The organism is Nonomuraea sp. NPDC050451 (genome assembly GCF_044458585.1).
Genome location: NZ_JBITHZ010000012.1, coordinates 332,773 through 350,168 on the forward strand (window position 1 = coordinate 332,773; position 17,396 = coordinate 350,168).

Consider the following 17,396-nt stretch of genomic DNA (forward strand, 5'->3'; position numbering starts at 1 on the left):
CTTCAGGATGGCACACGTGACCGAGGACGAGCTGATCGCGGCGATCCGCGCGGAACCCGGCCTGCCGCCGCCGGCGACGCCGGCGGCGGTCAAGGCGGCGGAGGAGGCCATCGGCCATCCGCTGCCCCCGCTGCTGCGGCGGCTGTACCTGGAGGTGGCCAACGGCGGCTTCGGCCCGCGCGAGGGGGTTCTCGGGGTCTCCGGCAGCGCGTACGAGCACCACGACGAATGGGCCGACATCGTCGACGTCCACGCGACCTTGGAACGGCCGGAGGGCCGGCCCGGGATGGTGTGGCTGTTCGACTGGGGCTGCGCCACCTGGTCCCTGGTGGACTGCACGGACCCGGCCGGCCCGATGTGGGCCTGGGACCCCGGCGGCGAGCCGTCGCTGTCCCCCCAGAACATGACGCTCGCGGAATGGCTCGCCGCCTCGCTCGGCGGCAATCTGGAGAGCGCCTACGAGACCGGCGGCCTGACCGCCGTCGCCGCCCGCCGCCTGCTGCCCGATGACGTCCCGCGCGATCTCGGGCCCCGCCGGCCGCTTCCCGACGACGAGATCGTCGCACGGGTCCGGGAGATCACCGCTCTCCCGCCGCCCGCGCCCGCGACCGCGGTGGCCGAAGCCGAGGAGGCGATCGGCCATCCGCTGCCGCCGCTGCTGCGGCGGCTGTACCTGGAGGTGGCCAACGGCGGCTTCGGCCCGGGTGGCGGGCTCCTCGGCGTCCCCGACGCCTCCGGCCCCCGTCCGGGCACCGACATCGTCGAGTGTCACGAGCTGTTCACCGCCGCCCCGCGCCAGTTGGTCCCCGACGGCATGGTCTGGTTGTGCGACTGGGGCAGCACGATCTGGTCCTTGGCGGACTGCCGCGACCCGGCCGGCCCGATGTGGGTCTGGGATCCGGTGGCGCCCGGCGAGGCGCCGGGCGCGCCGCTGCTGCCTCAGCACCTGAGCTTCGCCGAGTGGCTGACGGCCTGGCTGGAGGGCGCCTACGGCGAGGGTTTCAGCCCCGCCGCCCTCCGGCGCGGCTAGCATCGCGCTGCTTGCGCACTGCCCGGTGTCCGTGACGATGTCCGGACCGTCATTCCTCAGAGGCCGTGGATGCGGCGGCCCGTGATCTGGTGCGGGACGATGCGGATGTAGAGCCGGCGCTCGCCGCCCGTCCATGGGGTGACGCCAGCCTGGGCGGCCTTGTCCACCTCGTCCTGGGACACATGGTGGGCGGGGCCCTGGATGAGGACGCTCCAGCCCTCCCGCTGGGCTTCGTCGATCCGGTCGACCTCGAAGCCGATCTTGATCTCCACCCCTTCCACGCCGGTGCGCAGGTCCTGGTCCATGGGGCCGCCGGGGGCGGTGCGGAAGACGATGGCGCCGTCGTGGAGCTTGTAGTTCACCGGCAGCACCGTGGGCCCGTCCGGACTGTTGAACGCCACTCGGCCGATGCCACCCGGGGCGACCAGCCGCAGGCACTCCCCGGGTTCGAGGACCTCCAGGACCGCGTCGGCCGAGCCGGATCCGGGGCCGGGCGGGCGATCGCGCCCACCGCCCAGCAGGTCCTCGACCGTCGTTTCAAGGGCGGCGGCCAGGCGGGCCACCGTACCCGTGTCAGGAGTGCCCAGATGGCCTTCGAGGTGCTGGACGTATCCGGCGGACATGTCCGCCCGGTCGGCCACCTGCTGGGCGGTGAGGCCGAGCTGGTGACGGTGATAGCTGATGCGACGCCCGAAGTCGCCGGTGCCGGTCATGAGCATGTCCTCCCTGGTGACGTCCACGAAGCTACCCGGCCACCCGTTCGGCGGACAGGGTCCTTCGGCCCTGGCCGGACCGACCTGCGGCCCTGCTGCGGACGGGCGCGAGCGGGTCGGATGGAAGGTGACGAAGGAGGCACATCATGATCATCGTAGGAGCGGACGGCTCAGTGAACTCGCGCGCCGCGCTGGAGTGGGCGGCCGACGACGCGTTCCGCATGCGGGTGCCGCTGCGGATCGTCCATGCCACGGACCGCTTGCCGTACCAGATCCGCAAGCACCCCATCGCCGTTCTCGCGGATGCGCTGCGGAGCGAGGGGCAGAGGATCCTGCACGAGGCGGAGGCGCTCGTGCGCGAGCGTCAGCTCACCGTCGAGGTCACGACCGAGGACATCGAGGGCGCGCCCGCCGAGGTCCTGCGCGAGCAGGCCGAGGACGCCACCGAGGTCGTGGTCGGCAGCCGAGGGCTGGGCGGGTTCGCCGGCGCGCTGCTGGGTTCCGTCAGCATGCACGTGGCCGGCCAGGTGCACTGTCCCGTCGTGGTCGTACGCGGTGAGCAGGGGACGGTGTACCAGGAGGTCGTGGTCGGGGTGGACGACTCGCCGGAGTGCGAGCCCGCGCTGGCCTACGCCTTCGAGCAGGCGAAGCTGCGCGGGAGCGCGCTGCGCGTGGTGCACGCCTGGCAGTTGCCGGTGCACGCCTTCGCGCCCGAGATCAGCTACGACATGGACGAGATCCGTACGGCACAGCATCAGGTCGTCCGGGACCGGGTGATGGTCTTCAGCGATGACCACCCGGAGGTGAAGGTGATCGAGGACGTCCAATCGGCCCATCCCGTCGAAGCTCTCACTGACGCGTCCGAGCGGGCGGACCTGCTGGTGGTGGGCTCGCACGGGCGCGGATCCGTGGGCTCGATGCTGCTCGGCTCGGTCAGCCGGGGTGTCCTGTCCCACGCGCACTGCCCGGTGGCGGTCGTCCGCGCCCGGTAACCGCTGGTCAGGACCTTGGTCACCCGGCATCGGGGACGTTCGCCACTGCCGGAGGAGGTCGCGCCGGCGGATCGTGAAAGGGGAGGTAGGTGTCATGCCATTCGAAGTCAAGGACATCATGGGGCGCGTGGCCATCGCCGTACTGAAGGAGGCCTCTTTCGCCGAGATCGTGGACGCCATGGAGCGGTTCGCGGTAGGCGCGGTCGCCGTGATCGACGCTGACAGACGGCCCGTGGGGGTGGTCTCCGAAGACGATCTGCTCCTGAAGGAGGCCGACCCGGTCAGGAACAGCCTGTCGATCTTCGAGTCCCGCCGGCGGCAGTGGGAGCACCAGAAGGCCGCGGGCGTGACGGCCGCTCAGCTCATGACCTCCCCGGCGATCACCGTCACACCGGGCACCTCCGTGCGGGACGCCGCCCGGCTGATGCACGCCAAGCGCATCAAGCAGCTGCCCGTGACCGACATGAACACCGGACGCATCGTCGGCACCCTGCACCAGCGCGATGTGCTGCGCGTCTTCACCCGACCGGTCGAGGAACTGGCGGCGGACATCAGAGCCGTCCTGCCGAATCCCGCGGCGTTCACCGTGGACATCCACCAGGGCGTGGTGACGATCAGCGGCGTGGTCGAATGGAAATCACAGGCCCTCGCACTGACGGAGCAGATCCGGCTGATCGAGGGGGTCGTGGACGTGAGGTCCGAGGTGGCCTTCGACAAGGACGACCTTCTCATCGCCCCCTCCGGGATGTAGGAGCCTTCTGGACGGCGGTACGGCCGGTTGAGGCGAGTCGTCGTCGGCGAATGCGAGGGACATGAGGCACACCCGGCCCGGCAGCCGCGAGCGCATCTCCCCGCGAACATTCACGCCGTCGCCGTCCGGCAACCGCACGTCAAGCATGAGCGGGCCGAGCAGCAGCGCCTGTACCTGACCCTGATCAGGCTGCTCGGCGACGCCGACGCGATCGTGACCATGGGCAGCGCGCACGCCGAGATCACCGGACTCGCGACCGGGCCTGGCCGCCAGTCGAGCTCACGGAGCAGATCGACAGTCGGCGGCCTGCCTTTGCCTGCTGTACGCCGTGCTGACCTCGCACTTCGCGCCAGGCGGAGCTCGCTGGCCGGCCGGGCCGAGTAGGGGACGTACCGATAAGTCCCTGGTGTGCGGGGTTTGCCCGGCTCTGAGGGACGAAGGTCCCGGAGCCGCGGGCCGTACGGCACTGCCTCGAGGACGGCGCAGACGGTGTGCTTGAGGCGTGACAAGGACGACTGATCCCCACTGAAAGGGGGCCGTCATGGCCACCACCGTCAACAGGCCCGTCATGAATGCCGGCGCCGCCACCACCCGCCGTCCCGTCGACTACGTCTGGGCGATCGCCCGGATCTCGATCGGCTGGATCTTCCTGTGGGCGTTCCTGGACAAGACCTTCGGCTGGGGGTTCGCCACCCCGGCCGACCGCGCCTGGATCTCCGGTGGCAGCCCGACGACAGGGTTCCTCAAGGGCACCGGCGAGAACGCGCTGGGCGGCTTCTTCGGCTCGCTGGCCGGGCAGGCATGGGTGGACTGGCTGTTCATGTCCGGGTTGCTGGGCATCGGCCTCGCGCTCACCCTGGGCGTCGGCACCCGGATCGCCGCGATCACCGGCAGCCTGATGCTGGTCCTCATGTGGGCGGCCGAGCTGCCCCTGGCCAACAACCCCTTCATGGACGAGCACATCGTCTACGCCATCGTCCTGGTCGGCCTCGCCCTCGCCAACGCCGGCGCCACCCTGGGGCTCGGCAGCCTCCCCATCGTCCGGGACAACCCCTACCTCAAGTAGCCGGCAAGCTCACGCCCACCCTGCGCAAGGGTGGGCGTCGCGCTGTTCGTGCAGGTTCTATTTCCTGGGGCGGGCGATGAATGTCGTGACGATGACGGCGACGCCCAAGATCACGGAAACGATGACGATCGCGATGGGCCAATCCATGACGGCTTCTCCTTACCAGAAACCTGGTACGTCCAGCCCACGTCACCGGCCACTGCCCGCGCAAGAGGCGAAGGTCCCGTGTACGGTCCCGGAGACCGGCGCCGTCGGAAGGCGGAAGCCAAGAACACCCGGTCCTCGGCTTCGATCCGTTGTCAGCAAGGTCGGCCTGCTCGGCGATCCGGCACCCAACTGACCGCGACCGATCAGCGCGGCTCGACAAAACAAATTCCACACAAACCGCCGTTGCGTGGTGGAGCGGGCCTTGGCCTGGCTGACCGCCTGCCGACGGCTGGCCCGCGACTGCGAACGCGGCCCAGCCGTATCCGAGGCCATTATCCGCTGGGCCGCCATCGCCGGTATGGCCCGCCGCCTCCCCGCGGAAACTCCGCTACACGCCGGCAGCGGTACGTACTTGACCAGCCGAGCTACTGGCCCTCCTGAACACGCGCTCAGTCGTCAGCGGCGACCAGGAGCGACAAGATCTTGGCGGGGCGGTCGATGAAGACCAGCTCGTGAAAGTCGATATGAACCCCACCCCAGTCGTGAAAGGCCCCATAACCGAGATCTGAGAGCCGGTATCTCGCGGTGGCTCCTGCGACCAGCGGATGAACCTCGTGCTCCAGCCGGGCGGACAGAGCCGCAGGAAGAGGGCCGGACTGTGCCGCCCAGTCGCGCAGCATGGCGTTCGCGCTCATCTCGTCCACGCGCACGTATGCGGCCGGGCTCACGTTCCGCAGCCAGTAGGGGCCATGGCGAAGCCCGTCGGCCTCGACTCCCCCTCCGGCATAGTCGTCCCGGAACTGCTCATGGCCGATCAGCTCCGTCAGTAGGTGGGTATCGCCGACATCCGAGTGAGACACACCGAAGCGCTTGATGTCGACCCAGCGAGATGCATGATCCTCGAAGAGGAACTCACGAAAGTTGATGAAGGTCTGATCTAGATAAGTGAGCGCCTCTTGCACGTCTCAACAGTAAGGGCATGCTTCAGGCGAATGATCGCATCGGCCGACGCGGCGCCACACACGCCGGCATGAGGCCGCAGACTGAGAAGCGATTTACACGGCGGAGGGCCGACGGTCCTGGCCGTACGGGACCTTTGGCCCTGACTCGGGACGCGCAGGGCGTGATGCGCTTGATGCCTGATTCCGTGGAGGTGGGCGTCATGGCTGTCCTGTCGGCGAAGCACGCGATCGGCGCCGCGGTGGAGGCCGCGCGCTGGGCGCCGTCCGTACACAACACGCAGCCCTGGACCTTCTCGATATCGGGGGAGGAGATCAGCCTGCGGGCAGATCCGGACAGGAAGCTGCGCGTCAGCGACGCCTCGGGCCGCGAGCTGCTGATTAGTTGCGGCGCGGCGCTCTACACCCTCCGTACGGCCATGCGGTGCGAAGGCTTCGAGCCGGTGGTGCGCATCTTGCCGGACCCGGACCGGCCGTCCTTGCTCGCCACGCTCCGCCCGGGCACCGAGGCGTACCCCGACGAGTCCATCAAGCTTCTGGCCGGGGAGATCGAACGACGCCGTACCCACAGGGCGGGCTTCGCCGACATGCCGGTGCCGGACAACCTGATCGAACGACTGAGCCGCGCCGCCACGGGGGAAGGCGCCACGCTGACCCCCGTGCGTTCCCCGGAAGCGGTCCGGGTGATCGCCTTGCTCACTCAGGCCGCGCAGGGGGTGCAGGCGCAGGACAGGCGCTTCAGCCTGGAGATGATCCGCTGGGGTCGGCCACCGGGCAGCAGGCGCAAGGACGGGGTTCCCGCCCGAGGCTATCCACGCCGGCCGGTCCACACCGACCCGGACTTCCCGCAGCGTGACTACTCCTGGCGGCACGACTGGGGCAGCCAGGCCGATCAGCGGACCGCGACCTCTGTCGGGGTCGTGGCGCTGCTCACCACGCCGGGCGACAGCCGGCAGGAGTGGATCGACGCCGGGCAGGCGCTGCAGCACGTCCTGCTGCACGCCTCCGCGTACGGGGCCAGCGCCGCGTTCCACACGCAGGCGCTGGAGATGGGCCCGCTACGCGAGTTCCTGCGCCACGAGCTCTGCTCGGACGAGTATCCGCAGATGATCATGCGACTGGGCATCACCTTCGACGACAAAGAGTCGGTCCGCCGTCCCCTCTCGGAGATCGTGGAATAAGGACCAAGCTGTCGGACCGCGGCGGCCCGTACGGCGCTGCGCCGAGACGGCTCGACACGGGCTGCGAGAACAACCGCGATCCGCAGGGTCCTGAAGGTCGGCACCCGGATGCCGCCGAGGCATTCACCCCCAGGGCGGAGGTACGTCCACCCATCACCGTCACGGGGAGACTCAAGCGACGATGAGCCCGTGGTGGCGGAATCGAGTGTCCGGTGATGCGATGTCCACTCGCTCGCCAGGGGTGTTGGTCAGGGACCTGTCGGGGATCCGTGCCGGCTTGGCGCTGCTGCTGGCTCGCCGCCTCACCAACCCGCGCGTGCGCCGCACCACCACCCGCGCCGACAGGGTCCTCTACGTGGTCCTGGCGGCGACGATCCTGCTCGGCCTGACCGCGACCATCGGCAAGAACCTGCTCGGCGGGGGCTACGACTACCGCGCCACCATCGCCGTCTGGTTCCGCGGCGTCCTCACCTTCCGTCCTGACCCGGACCTGATGGCCGGCGTGCCGCCGGTCTTCCAGCTGCACGCGATGTCGGCCTGGGTGCTGGCAGCGATCTGGCCGTTCAGCAGGCTCGTACACGTCTGGTCGGCGCCGATCGCATACCTGTGGCGGCCGTACATCGTCTACCGGCGGCGCCCCTACGCCCTGGGAGAGCCGGAAATGAGCGCGAGAGGAAGAACATGACGCACGCGACCGGTCGCAAACCCGTGTTGATGCTCGCCCTGGCGACCCTGGGCTTCGCGATCAACTTCTGGGCCTGGGCATTGCTCAGCCCTCTGGGGCCCCGCTTCAAGGAACTGCTCGGCCTGTCGGCACCCCAGCAGGCGCTGCTGGTGGCCGTGCCCGTGATCGTCGGCTCGTTGGGCCGTATCCCTGTCGGTGCCCTCACCGACCGCTTCGGCGGGCGCGTGATGTTTCCCTTGGTCTCCGCCGCTGCGATCGTGCCGGTGCTGTTCATCGGTGTGGCCGGGCAGACCTCGCTGATCGCGCTTCTGGTCGGCGGTCTCTTTCTGGGCATCGCCGGGACCGCCTTCGCCATCGGGGTGCCGTTCGTCAGTGCATGGTTCCCGCCGCACCGGCGCGGGCTCGCGGTCGGGATCTTCGGCGCGGGCATGGGCGGCACCGCCATCAGCGCGTTGACCACCGTCACCCTCGTCAGGACCGGCGGCGCGGCGACTCCGTTCGTCATCACCGCCGCCGTCCTGGCCATCTATGCCGCCGTGGCGTGGCTGCTCCTGCGGGACGCGCCCGGTCGCACGGTGGCGACCGAGCCGCTCACGGCGCGCCTGGCCGCCACGCTGAAGCTGCCGATCACCTGGCAGGCGTGCGTGCTGTACGCGGTGGCGTTCGGCGGATATGTCGCCTTCGCCGTCTACCTGCCCGCCTACCTGCAGACCGGCTACGGGCTGGAGCAGGCCGACGCGGCCAACCGGATGGCGGGGTTCGTGGTGCTGGCCGTGGTGATGCGGCCGCTGGGCGGCTGGCTGTCGGATCGGATCGGCCCGGTGCGCGTCCTGTCCGGCGTGTTCACGGTGATCGCCGTCATGGCCGGGACACAGGCCCTTACCCCGGGCCTGATGCCTGTGGGTACCATCGCGTTCCTGACCATGGCGGCCGCAGTCGGCGCAGGCAGCGGCGCCACCTTCGCCCTGGTCGCCCAGGTCGCGCCGCCCGACAAGGTGGGCGCGGTCACCGGGCTGGTCGGCGCGGCCGGCGGGCTCGGCGGGTTCGTGCCGCCGTTGGTCATGGGTTTCGTCTACGGGCAGCTCGGCTCCTACGGCCTCGGCCTGGCGCTGCTCGCCGTCACCGCTGCACTCACCCTGATCCTGACGATCACCGTCACCCGTTCTGCGGTCTCACAAGGCGCAACCGTCCGGTAAGCCGGCCGTGGCGGCCCGCCGCACGCACATACAGCGGATCATCGGTACGCCACACCAGCGGGTCTCACCCATCCGGCCACAGAGCTGGAAGTGGATGTCCGAGCCGTGCTCCCGGACCTCGAGGCGTTCTCCGTCGAGATCGATCAGGGTGTGGTGAAGCCCAGGCCGTCGCGGTGGCGTGGACGTCCGGCCGTTCGTCCACCGGCTATCGGGGCTTGTGGGCCCGCAGCCGGGCGGACAGGGCGGCTGCCTGGGTGCGCCGTTGCATGTTGAGCTTGGCCAGCAGGTTCGAGACGTAGTTCTTGACCGTCTTCTCGGCCAGGAACAGCCGTTCGCCGATCTGCCGGTTGGTCAGGCCCTCGCCGATCAGGTCGAGGATGTGGCGTTCCTGTTCCGTCAGCGCGGCGAGGGGGTCCTTGCGGGCGGCCTGGTCGCGCAGACGTTGCAGCATGGCGGCGGTGGTCTGCGGGTCGAGCAGGGACTGGCCCGAGGCGACCGTGCGGACGGCGCCGACCAGGTCGGAGCCGTGGATCTGCTTGAGCACGTAGCCGGACGCGCCGGCCATCACCGCGTCGAACAGCGCGTCGTCGTCGGCGAACGACGTCAGCATCAGGCACGCCAGCCCGGGCAGCCGGGAACGCACCTCTCGGCACACGTCGACGCCGTTGCCATCGGGTAACCGCACGTCCAGCACCGCGACGTCGGGCTTGAGCGCGGGAATGCGGGCGATGGCCGACTCGGCGGTTCCCGCGTCGCCGATGACCTCGATGTCGTCCTCGGAGTCCAGCAAGGCGGCGACCCCGCGCCGTACGACCTCATGGTCGTCAAGGAGGAACACACGAATCATGCTCCCGACGTTAGTCACACGATTAACGATCACAAAGAGTCCAAAGTCCCTAGCCGGGCACACCTGAGCCGCTCAACCGGCGAACCCCTGGCCTTCGCTGCGCTGGGACACGCAGACCGCCTGTCGCGCATGCCCGCTTTCATGGAGGCGTCACTTCTCGTCGCAACGGACGGTTCGCGGGCGCAGCAAGAAGGGACGTTGGACCCTGTTCCTGGCGCCGTCCGTACATCAGGCTGTCGCGGTGAATTACAGGACGACAGGCGGTCTGGTGGCATGAACGGCCGTAACCTCAAGGAACTGTCCGCGGCGGACTCACTGCGACGGCTGGCCGGCGTGCCGCTCGGACGTGTCGTGTTCACGCGGCACGCGCTTCCGGCCGTACGGCCGGTGAATCACGTCGTCACCGACGGGCAGATCGTCATCCGCTCCAGCGCGGGGACCATCCTGAGTGCGGAGGTGGCGGCGTTCGAGGCCGTGGTGGCCTTCGAAGCGGACGAACTGGACGTCGAGGAACGCCTCGGCTGGAGCGTGGTCGTGACCGGCTTCGCCCAGCTCGTGACGGATCCTGATGAGGCGGCCCGGCTCAAGTCCATGATCAAGCCCTGGGTGACGGGGCAGCTGGACCAGGTGATCCGCATCCGTCCGCAGATCATCACCGGCTACGAACTGGTCCCCGCCGCCGTCCCCGGATGAGGCGGCCCTGGAGTCGGGGACGGCCCCACCTGAACGGCGGCTCCCGGCCACAAGCCCTCCGGACACTCGTTCGGGTGGAAGGCGGCTGCCGCCTCGGTGCGTGTGTGACGATGCCGTCACGAGCGTTCCACCGGGCGTGCGGCGGGACCCCTTCGAGGACGCGCCGCTTGATCTCGTCGGCGGACGCCGGAACGTCACCGCAGGAGCGGTCATCAGGTCCCCCTCGGAGACGACGCCGACGACCCGATCGCCCTCACCCAGCACCGCTACGGCGCTGATGCCGTTCGTCACGAGTCCCTTGACGCGTCTTGACCGCGGTTGCTCCTGCGGTCATGGCCTCTCTCCTATGGGTTCCCCCTTTTCATGGCGTCGCTTTCCAAGGTGGATTCGCAGGGACGAAAGTCCCGGGAAGCGCTCCCGGACATGGGGAGGGTAGGAGGCGATCTGGCGTGGTGCCAGACTGATCGATATGGAAAGCGAGCACCGTCCGTTGATGCCGCAGATGCGGCTCGATGAGCTGCTGGCCGAGCTGCAGGTAAGGCTCAACGCCGTGCTGGCCACCCGGGACCGGGTGCACGCGCTGCTCGAGGCCGTCGTGTCCGTGGGCAGCGACCTCGACCTGGAAACGGTGCTGCGGCGCATCGTGGAGACCGCGACCAAGCTGGTCGACGCCAGCTATGGCGCGCTCGGCGTGGTGGGCCAGGAGAACACCCTCATCCAGTTCATCCCGGTCGGGCTGAGCGAGGAGGAGATCGCTCGCATCGAGCACTGGCCGCACGGGCTCGGCCTGCTCGGATTGCTGATCAAGGATGCCCGGCCGCTGCGGCTGCGCCGCATCTCGGATCATCCGGAGTCGTACGGCTTCCCGCCCGGCCACCCGCCGATGGGCACCTTCCTCGGTGTCCCGCTACGGGTGCGCGACGAGGTGTTCGGCAATCTCTACCTGACCGAGAAGCGCGGCGGTGGCGAGTTCGACGAGGAGGACGAGGTGATCGTGATCGCGCTGGCCACCGCGGCCGGCGTCGCCGTGGAGAACGCCCGCCTGTATGAGGAGTCGCGGCGGCGCGAGACCTGGCTGCAGGCCTCTTCGGAGGTGACCACGAGCCTGCTGTCCGGCGCCGAGCCGGGCCAGGTGCTCACCGTGGTGGCCGCACGCGCCCGCCAGATGAGCGACGCCGACCTGGTCCAGGTGCTGCTGCCGGACCCGGCCGGGGACTCGCTGCGTGCGGAGGTCGCCGAAGGAGAGGGCGCCGAGGAAGCGCTGGGAACCGCCTTCGAGATGTCGGCCACCCTCGCCGGCGACGTGTTCGCCAAGGGGGAGCCGCTGACTGACGCGGACCTGCAGAGCGCTCCCCACCTGGACTCGCCGCTGCGGCGGCTGGGTTACGGCCCGGGGCTCATGATCCCGCTCGGCAGCCCGCCGAAGGTGCGCGGGGTGCTCGCGCTGGCCAAGCGGGGCGGGCGGCTGCCGTTCAGCGCCGCGGACCGGCAGATGCTGCATGCCTTCGCGGGCCAGGCGGCGATCGCGCTGGAACTGGCCGAGGCGCGCCGGGACGCGGAGCGGCTCGGCCTGTTGGAGGACCGCGACCGGATCGCCAAGGACCTGCACGATGTGGTGATCCAGCGATTGTTCGCGACGGCGATGACGTTCATGAGCACCGTGCGGCTGGTGGACCATCCGGAGGCGGCCAAACGGCTGCAGCGCGGCATCGACGAACTGGACGAGACGATCCGGCAGATCCGCTCGTCCATCTTCGCCCTGCAGGTCTCCCACGACCAGGCCGCGCCCAGCCTGCGGGGGCAGATCGTGGACCTGGTGGAGGGCGCGGGCAGCCATCTGGGGTTCATGCCGGGCCTGCGGATGGAAGGGCAGATCGACACGCTGGTGCCCGAAACCGTGGCCGAGCATCTGCTGGCTGTCCTGCGCGAGGCCCTGTCCAATGTCGTACGCCACTCCCACGCCACCCGCGCCGACGTCTCGGCCGAGGTGGCGAAAGACGGCGTCACCCTCGTGGTCTCTGACAACGGCATCGGCCTGGGGGAGGGCGGACGCAGAAGCGGCCTGCGCAACATCGAGGAACGGGCAGGCGGCCTGGGCGGCGCCGCGGAGCTGGAGAGCCCGGGACCGGACGGGAAAGGCACGCGGCTGCGCTGGCACGTCCCTCTGTGAGGGACTACGCCTGAGCTGACCTCCTGCTCCTCGGTGGGCCGTACTCGAGTTCGCGTTCAGCGAGGCGGCCATGCACCAGGTCCCCGTCACCCCGCTCCGAGCAGGGCGCTCTCGTCGGGAGCGGCGGTGATCAAGTCAGGATGGAGAATCGATGATCCAGATCGAAGATCTTGATGAGGCGGAAGACGCGTTCGGGGACATGGGACAGATGCAGCCGTCCGCCGACGTCTCGGGCCTTGGCGTCGGCCCGGATGAGCGCTGTGAGTCCTGACGCGTCCATGAACGACACGTTCCCCAGGTCGACCTCCGTGGTCGAACGCGGGCCGTTCATCGTGCCGATGAGCAGTTCCTGCAGAGGCAGCGCCGCAGCCAGGTCGACCTCTCCACTGACCGTGACCTTCGCGGCGCCGTTCACCGCCTGCTCGGAAAGTTGGAAATGTTCCAGGTATAGGCCTGGGTTGGCACGCTTCCTGTCCATCTCACCTCCATTACCGCTTGCTCCATACTGTCGGGGGCTCCGATGGCCGCAATAGGGCCGAAGGTCCCGATCGTTGTCTTCCGATGGTCCTGAGATGGTGGCTGACCAGGGTGGATCGCTGGTCCGCCGACTCCGCCACCTGGCAGTACATCGGCGGGCCCGCCCAGACCCTGACGGCGGGCTGAGGCCCGGCCTCCCGACGGCTTCAACGGCTTCCCGCCGGCGGTCCGGCCCATCGCGACAGGGCGTCGGCCAAGGACGCGGCGTCCGAATCCGACGGCGGATCTCACGATCTTCCTCAGGGACACCGGTGAGGGCGGACAGCCGGTGGACGAGCGGTGGCGAAGTACTCGATGTCGAGAGCCACCGCCGCCTCACCGGCCTCCTGTGCGGCGAGCGCGCCGACGAGGGTGGGCGGGAACGCAGTCGTAGGCGAACGCCGCCGCCGCGGCCGGAATGGCAGCGGAGCAGGACCCCCTTCACGTCACCTGGTTCAACCTTTCCGCCGCAATGTCGAAGCGGCCCGCTCTTCGTCGTGATCGACGGTGGCGGAGCGGCGGCGGGCGTCGACGGCGGGAGCCAGGAAGACAGCGGAGGCGACGAAGGCGAGCACCGCGAGCATGGCCGTGCGCAGGCCCCAGTGGTCGCCGAGGAAACCGAGGCCGGGCGGGCCGACGAGGAAGGCGACGTAGCCGATGGTGGCCACCAGGCTGACGCGGGCGGTCTCGTTCGGTCCGGATTCTCCCGCGGCGGACAGGGCGACGGGGAAGCCCAGCGACGCGCCGAGCCCCCAGAACAGGACGGCCGCCCCGGCCAGCACCGCGTTGTCCGAGAAGATCACCAGGATAAGACCGAGCGCTCCCGAGACGGCGCTGGCGCGGATGACGGCGGTGCGGCCGAAGCGGTCGAGGAAGAAGGTGCCGCTGAAGCGGCCGATGGTCATGGCCGCGGCGAACCCGGCGTAGACGAGGGACCCGGATGCGGCGTCCAGCCCGTGCCCGTCGACCATGAGCAGCGGCAGCCAGTCGTTGGCGGCTCCCTCGGCCAAGGCCATCGCCAGGACGATCGCGCCGATCAGGAGAAGTTTGCCGTCCTTCCAGACCTTCGATCCCGTGCCGCCGGACTCGGCCTGGCCCGGTGCGCCGATGCCGATGCCCGCGGGGACGGCGCGGATGGCGTACAGGAAGAGCACGACCGCGATCAGGGTGACCGCAGCCAGATGCCAGTGCGCGGGAAGGCGGGCGGCGGTGGCCGCGATGCCCGCGCCGGCGCCGACGACGGTGCCCAGGCTGAAGCAGCCGTGCAGGGTGGGCAGCGTCGTCTTGCCGGTGATCCGCTCGACGTCGGCGGCATCGACGTTCACGGCGACGTCACCGGCTCCCATGCCCGCGCCGAACGCGCACAGGCCCGCCATGACCAGCGGTACGGACGCCATGAGGGCGCCGGCGCTGATGAAGGCCAGGCTCGCGACGATCATCGCGGTTCCGACGACGATGACGGGTCTCGTCCCGTAGCGGGAGGTGAGACGTCCGGAGCAGAGGATCCCGATCATGGAGCCCAGCGACAGGCCGAACAGGATCCAGCCCATCTGGCCGGTGGAGGCTTCCAACCGGTCGCGGATGTCGGGGGTGCGGGTCACCCACGACGACATCGCGATTCCCGGGAGGAAGAAGAGCAGGAACAGCGCCTGCCGGCGTCGGCGCGTGGCGAGGTCCATTGAAGATTGGTCTCCGTGGAGGTTGCGGATGTGCGGCAGGCGCGTACAGGCGTACAGATGAATATTAACGGGGAGAAGGATGCCTATAGGTGATGAAGTAGACATGTCGGGACTGAGACCTGGTCCCGTGCGCGACACCCGCCAGGCGGTCGTGGAGGGCTGCCGGCCACACCGGACGGCCGGCAGCCCTCCTGTTGCGTGGGGTCAGTTACTGATCGCGCATCCAAAGCTCGATGAGTTCCTGGGTCTCCGCCGTACGGGGAGTGATGCTCTTCTCCTGGTGGTCCACCTCCACCTCGACCGGACGCAGGTCGGGCACCCCTCCGTCGTCCAGCGCGGCCGGCTCGTCCTGGCCGGGACGCCACCAGTAGACCTGCGAGCTGATGCCCTTCTCTCCCTGCTCGATCAGCGTTCGGGTGACCGCCTGCATGCTCTCCATCGCCGCGATGACATGGACGTCGCCGATCTCGTGTACCAGCAGGTACTCCGGAAGCGGGAAGGAGACCAGCGCACCGTGGCGGGCAGGCCCGACGTAGCGGCTGAGCACGTGGACATGGCAGCCGATATAGCGCTGAGTCTCACCGATGAACGTGACCGGGACGCCCATGACCTCCTCGACCTTGGTGTAGTGCGGTTCCCGATGCAAAGAGGCGTGGAGCGCCGCGCCGAAGACCTGGTTCTCCGTCAGGCCGCCGAGTCTCTCGCGCCCGAGCGACATGATCGAGTCGGGCAGGTCGATGACCACGGTCTCCACCAGCCCCGGCGCGAGAGGACGGGTCACCAGGGAGTCACGGAGGCCAGGAGGATCGGCCAGCGCGGCTTCGGAGTAGATGCGTATCCGCAGTGCTTCGCTGTCCACCAGGTGCCGGATGTCAGCCGACGTGTCCGGCACCTGAGCCATCTTCCTTCTGTATCCCCGGGCGAACCCGCTGACGAAGTCCGCGGCGAACGCGGGCAGCTCATCGTGCGGGACGCCGCCGGCCTCCGCGAACACGTTGCCGATGTCGGCGGTGAAGTCGCTGACCCCCGGGAGGCTGATGCTGAGGGTGGTGGGGGCGACGAACCTGGCCGGAAAGCCTTCGGCTGCGAAGGCTTCCAGCAGGGCTGCGCCGATAGCGTCCTGGGTCATCCATGCTTCCGATCAATTAGGGACAATAAGCCCCTTACGGTACGAGCAGCGGCCGGCCCTCCGCCGCTGATTCCGAATTCCTCGAAGTGCGTCGCCACTCGCGGAAAGCACGCCGACTCGGCCAGGCGTGGGGACGGTGAGCGGCGTGTGACCCTGGGGTGCCCGCCCCGCTGGAGGGGCCGCGACGTTCGCGTCGCGCTCCGCCTTAAAACCTGGAGCGAAGTACGCCGACCCAGCGACGTGAGATAGGGCAGGCTTGCTGGTGTGATGGCGATTCACTCGCTGCCCACGCAGCCACAGGCGGAGCCGTACCAGATGATCGCCCGTCTGCCACCGCCGCACCTGCGTCCGTACGTGCTGGGGTGGGCCGGCTTTCGCACCCGGGCGGGAGAGCCCGCCCACCCCAGCCGGATGCTGCCGCTCAACGCGGCCACCCTGATCATCGACTTCACCGGCATGGGCCCGATCGTCACCGGTCCCCGCGCGACCGCGACGTTCTCGGCCCACTCGCCGTGGCGTCACGGGGTGGCGGTCGGGCTCACCCCCGCCGGGATGGCGGCGCTGACGGGGACGCCCGTACGCGAGGTGGCCGGCACGACCGCGCAGCTGGAGGACCTCCTCGGCACCCGTGCCGAGGAGCTGACCGGCCGGTTGATCGCGTCGGCGAGCTGGGCGGACCGCTTCAGCCTGCTGGAGGAGCGGCTGACGGCGTGGCTGCGCCCCGACGCCGGCCGCGACGGCCTGATCATGCGCGCCTGGTGGCGGCTGCAGGACCCGGCCGGCCCGGCCACCATCGGGTCCCTCGCCGGTGAGCTGGGCGTCAGCCGTCGTTATGTCGAGCTCGGATTCCGCCGGGTGGTGGGCCTGTCGCCCAAGACGGTGGCCCGGATCGCCCGGTTCCAGCGGACCTTGGACACATGGAGACGGCCTTCGGCCACCCTGGACGAGGCCGTCGCCTGCGGCTACGCCGACCAGCCCCACCTCACCCGCGAGATGCGGGCGATGGCGCAGATGACCCCGAAGCAGCTGTTCGCATTCGTTCAATACACCGATCGGCTCACCGGCTAGCGTGATCTTCCGCTCCGGGTCGAACGAGTGCCGGGGACAGGAAGGGGCAACACGTCATGGCAGGCGTTCTCGCGGCCGATCCCACCCTCGCCGACTTCGGCAGGGACCCGCTGTGGATCACGATCGTCAAGGCCGTGATGGTGTTCCTCTTCCTGGCGCTGGGAGTCGTCTTCGGGGTCTGGTTCGAGCGCAAGCTGATCTCCAGGATGCAGAACCGGTTCGGCCCCAACCGGGCCGGCAAGTTCGGCCTCCTGCAGTCCGTCGCCGACGCGATCAAGATGGGCTTGAAGGAGGACCTCTTCCCGCGCACGGTGGACCGGGTGCTCTACCTGCTGGCGCCGGTCATCATGGTGGTCCCGGCGTTCCTGGCCTTCTCGATCGTGCCTTTCGCGGGGATGGTCAACCTGTTCGGCGTGCGGACGCCGCTGCAGCTGGTCGACCTGCCGGTGGCGGTGCTGTTCATGCTGGCCATGGGCGCCGTGTCGGTCTACGGCGTGGTGCTGGCCGGTTGGTCGTCGCGCTCGCCGTACGCGCTGCTGGGCGGTCTCAGGTCGGCGGCGCAGGTGGTCTCGTA

Annotated in this window: 18 protein-coding genes; 12 read left to right on the forward strand and 6 right to left on the reverse strand. The window is 69.5% G+C overall.

Annotated features, from left to right (window positions below; genetic code table 11):
- Window positions 1-16: 16 nt before the first annotated feature.
- Window positions 17-1,030 (forward strand): SMI1/KNR4 family protein, encoded by a 1,014-nt coding sequence (locus ACIBI9_RS33475; RefSeq protein WP_397227880.1) that lies wholly within the window; start codon window positions 17-19, stop codon window positions 1,028-1,030.
- Between the two features lie 56 nt (window positions 1,031-1,086).
- Here the strand turns inward: ACIBI9_RS33475 and ACIBI9_RS33480 are convergent, their stop codons facing one another.
- On the reverse strand, window positions 1,087-1,770 hold the full coding sequence (locus ACIBI9_RS33480) for a pyridoxamine 5'-phosphate oxidase family protein (protein WP_397227882.1): 684 nt from the start codon (window positions 1,768-1,770) through the stop codon (window positions 1,087-1,089).
- Window positions 1,771-1,889: 119 nt separating this feature from the next.
- On the opposite strand from ACIBI9_RS33480, the gene ACIBI9_RS33485 reads away from it, so the two are divergent.
- From ACIBI9_RS33485 to ACIBI9_RS33500, 4 genes are all read left to right on the forward strand, one after another.
- Window positions 1,890-2,735, forward strand: a complete 846-nt coding sequence (locus tag ACIBI9_RS33485) for a universal stress protein (RefSeq protein ID WP_397227883.1) — start codon at window positions 1,890-1,892, stop codon at window positions 2,733-2,735.
- Window positions 2,736-2,829: 94 nt separating this feature from the next.
- Window positions 2,830-3,486, forward strand: coding sequence for a CBS domain-containing protein (locus ACIBI9_RS33490; RefSeq protein WP_397227885.1), 657 nt, complete (start codon window positions 2,830-2,832; stop codon window positions 3,484-3,486).
- 27 nt (window positions 3,487-3,513) lie between these two features.
- Window positions 3,514-3,870 (forward strand): hypothetical protein, encoded by a 357-nt coding sequence (locus ACIBI9_RS33495; RefSeq protein ID WP_397227887.1) that lies wholly within the window; start codon window positions 3,514-3,516, stop codon window positions 3,868-3,870.
- 157 nt (window positions 3,871-4,027) lie between these two features.
- The gene (locus tag ACIBI9_RS33500; protein WP_397227890.1) at window positions 4,028-4,552 is read left to right on the forward strand and encodes a hypothetical protein; all 525 of its coding nucleotides are present in this window, start codon (window positions 4,028-4,030) and stop codon (window positions 4,550-4,552) included.
- A gap of 596 nt (window positions 4,553-5,148) precedes the next feature.
- Here ACIBI9_RS33500 and ACIBI9_RS33505 read toward each other — a convergent pair.
- Complete coding sequence (locus ACIBI9_RS33505) at window positions 5,149-5,661, reverse strand: hypothetical protein (RefSeq protein ID WP_397227892.1); 513 nt, start codon at window positions 5,659-5,661, stop codon at window positions 5,149-5,151.
- 173 nt (window positions 5,662-5,834) lie between these two features.
- Between ACIBI9_RS33505 and ACIBI9_RS33510 the strand changes: the two genes are divergently transcribed.
- The 3 genes from ACIBI9_RS33510 (at window position 5,835) to ACIBI9_RS33520 (ending at window position 8,720) form a co-directional block, all read left to right on the forward strand.
- Window positions 5,835-6,839, forward strand: a complete 1,005-nt coding sequence (locus ACIBI9_RS33510; protein WP_397227894.1) for an Acg family FMN-binding oxidoreductase — start codon at window positions 5,835-5,837, stop codon at window positions 6,837-6,839.
- Between the two features lie 220 nt (window positions 6,840-7,059).
- Complete coding sequence (gene narI, locus ACIBI9_RS33515) at window positions 7,060-7,524, forward strand: respiratory nitrate reductase subunit gamma (RefSeq protein WP_397227896.1); 465 nt, start codon at window positions 7,060-7,062, stop codon at window positions 7,522-7,524.
- Window positions 7,521-8,720, forward strand: coding sequence for an MFS transporter (locus tag ACIBI9_RS33520; RefSeq protein WP_397227898.1), 1,200 nt, complete (start codon window positions 7,521-7,523; stop codon window positions 8,718-8,720). The genes narI and ACIBI9_RS33520 overlap by 4 nt, the downstream gene beginning before the upstream one ends.
- Window positions 8,721-8,925: 205 nt before the next feature.
- On the opposite strand, the gene ACIBI9_RS33525 is transcribed toward ACIBI9_RS33520, so the two are convergent.
- Window positions 8,926-9,567 carry a response regulator gene (locus ACIBI9_RS33525; RefSeq protein ID WP_397227900.1) on the reverse strand — a complete coding sequence of 214 codons (642 nt, stop codon included), beginning with the start codon at window positions 9,565-9,567 and terminating at the stop codon, window positions 8,926-8,928.
- A gap of 273 nt (window positions 9,568-9,840) precedes the next feature.
- On the opposite strand from ACIBI9_RS33525, the gene ACIBI9_RS33530 reads away from it, so the two are divergent.
- Both ACIBI9_RS33530 and ACIBI9_RS33535 read left to right on the forward strand, forming a co-directional pair.
- Window positions 9,841-10,260, forward strand: a complete 420-nt coding sequence (locus tag ACIBI9_RS33530; protein ID WP_397227902.1) for a pyridoxamine 5'-phosphate oxidase family protein — start codon at window positions 9,841-9,843, stop codon at window positions 10,258-10,260.
- Between the two features lie 469 nt (window positions 10,261-10,729).
- Window positions 10,730-12,430: a GAF domain-containing sensor histidine kinase gene (locus tag ACIBI9_RS33535; RefSeq protein ID WP_397227904.1), complete on the forward strand. Its 1,701-nt coding sequence runs from the start codon at window positions 10,730-10,732 to the stop codon at window positions 12,428-12,430.
- 130 nt (window positions 12,431-12,560) lie between these two features.
- Here the strand turns inward: ACIBI9_RS33535 and ACIBI9_RS33540 are convergent, their stop codons facing one another.
- The 3 genes from ACIBI9_RS33540 to ACIBI9_RS33550 form a co-directional block, all read right to left on the reverse strand.
- On the reverse strand, window positions 12,561-12,908 hold the full coding sequence (locus tag ACIBI9_RS33540) for an STAS domain-containing protein (RefSeq protein ID WP_397227906.1): 348 nt from the start codon (window positions 12,906-12,908) through the stop codon (window positions 12,561-12,563).
- 493 nt (window positions 12,909-13,401) lie between these two features.
- Window positions 13,402-14,625 (reverse strand): MFS transporter, encoded by a 1,224-nt coding sequence (locus ACIBI9_RS33545; RefSeq protein WP_397227908.1) that lies wholly within the window; start codon window positions 14,623-14,625, stop codon window positions 13,402-13,404.
- Window positions 14,626-14,833: 208 nt separating this feature from the next.
- Window positions 14,834-15,754: a hypothetical protein gene (locus ACIBI9_RS33550; protein WP_397227910.1), complete on the reverse strand. Its 921-nt coding sequence runs from the start codon at window positions 15,752-15,754 to the stop codon at window positions 14,834-14,836.
- A gap of 267 nt (window positions 15,755-16,021) precedes the next feature.
- Here ACIBI9_RS33550 and ACIBI9_RS33555 point away from each other — a divergent pair, with 267 nt between their 5' ends.
- Complete coding sequence (locus ACIBI9_RS33555) at window positions 16,022-16,822, forward strand: helix-turn-helix domain-containing protein (RefSeq protein ID WP_397227912.1); 801 nt, start codon at window positions 16,022-16,024, stop codon at window positions 16,820-16,822.
- Between the two features lie 56 nt (window positions 16,823-16,878).
- On the forward strand, window positions 16,879-17,396 hold a 518-nt coding region (locus ACIBI9_RS33560), incomplete at its 3' end, for an NADH-quinone oxidoreductase subunit H (protein WP_397227914.1).

Coding starts and splice junctions, on each gene's coding strand:
- narI (WP_397227896.1), top strand. CDS start 7,060: ATGTCCACTCGCTCGCCAGGGGTGTTGGTCAGGGACCTGTCGGGGATC.
- ACIBI9_RS33555 (WP_397227912.1), top strand. CDS start 16,022: ATGGCGATTCACTCGCTGCCCACGCAGCCACAGGCGGAGCCGTACCAG.
- ACIBI9_RS33500 (WP_397227890.1), top strand. CDS start 4,028: ATGGCCACCACCGTCAACAGGCCCGTCATGAATGCCGGCGCCGCCACC.
- ACIBI9_RS33535 (WP_397227904.1), top strand. CDS start 10,730: ATGGAAAGCGAGCACCGTCCGTTGATGCCGCAGATGCGGCTCGATGAG.
- ACIBI9_RS33530 (WP_397227902.1), top strand. CDS start 9,841: ATGAACGGCCGTAACCTCAAGGAACTGTCCGCGGCGGACTCACTGCGA.
- ACIBI9_RS33490 (WP_397227885.1), top strand. CDS start 2,830: ATGCCATTCGAAGTCAAGGACATCATGGGGCGCGTGGCCATCGCCGTA.
- ACIBI9_RS33485 (WP_397227883.1), top strand. CDS start 1,890: ATGATCATCGTAGGAGCGGACGGCTCAGTGAACTCGCGCGCCGCGCTG.
- ACIBI9_RS33525 (WP_397227900.1), bottom strand. CDS start 9,567: ATGATTCGTGTGTTCCTCCTTGACGACCATGAGGTCGTACGGCGCGGG.
- ACIBI9_RS33545 (WP_397227908.1), bottom strand. CDS start 14,625: ATGGACCTCGCCACGCGCCGACGCCGGCAGGCGCTGTTCCTGCTCTTC.
- ACIBI9_RS33550 (WP_397227910.1), bottom strand. CDS start 15,754: ATGACCCAGGACGCTATCGGCGCAGCCCTGCTGGAAGCCTTCGCAGCC.
- ACIBI9_RS33510 (WP_397227894.1), top strand. CDS start 5,835: ATGCCTGATTCCGTGGAGGTGGGCGTCATGGCTGTCCTGTCGGCGAAG.
- ACIBI9_RS33520 (WP_397227898.1), top strand. CDS start 7,521: ATGACGCACGCGACCGGTCGCAAACCCGTGTTGATGCTCGCCCTGGCG.
- ACIBI9_RS33540 (WP_397227906.1), bottom strand. CDS start 12,908: ATGGACAGGAAGCGTGCCAACCCAGGCCTATACCTGGAACATTTCCAA.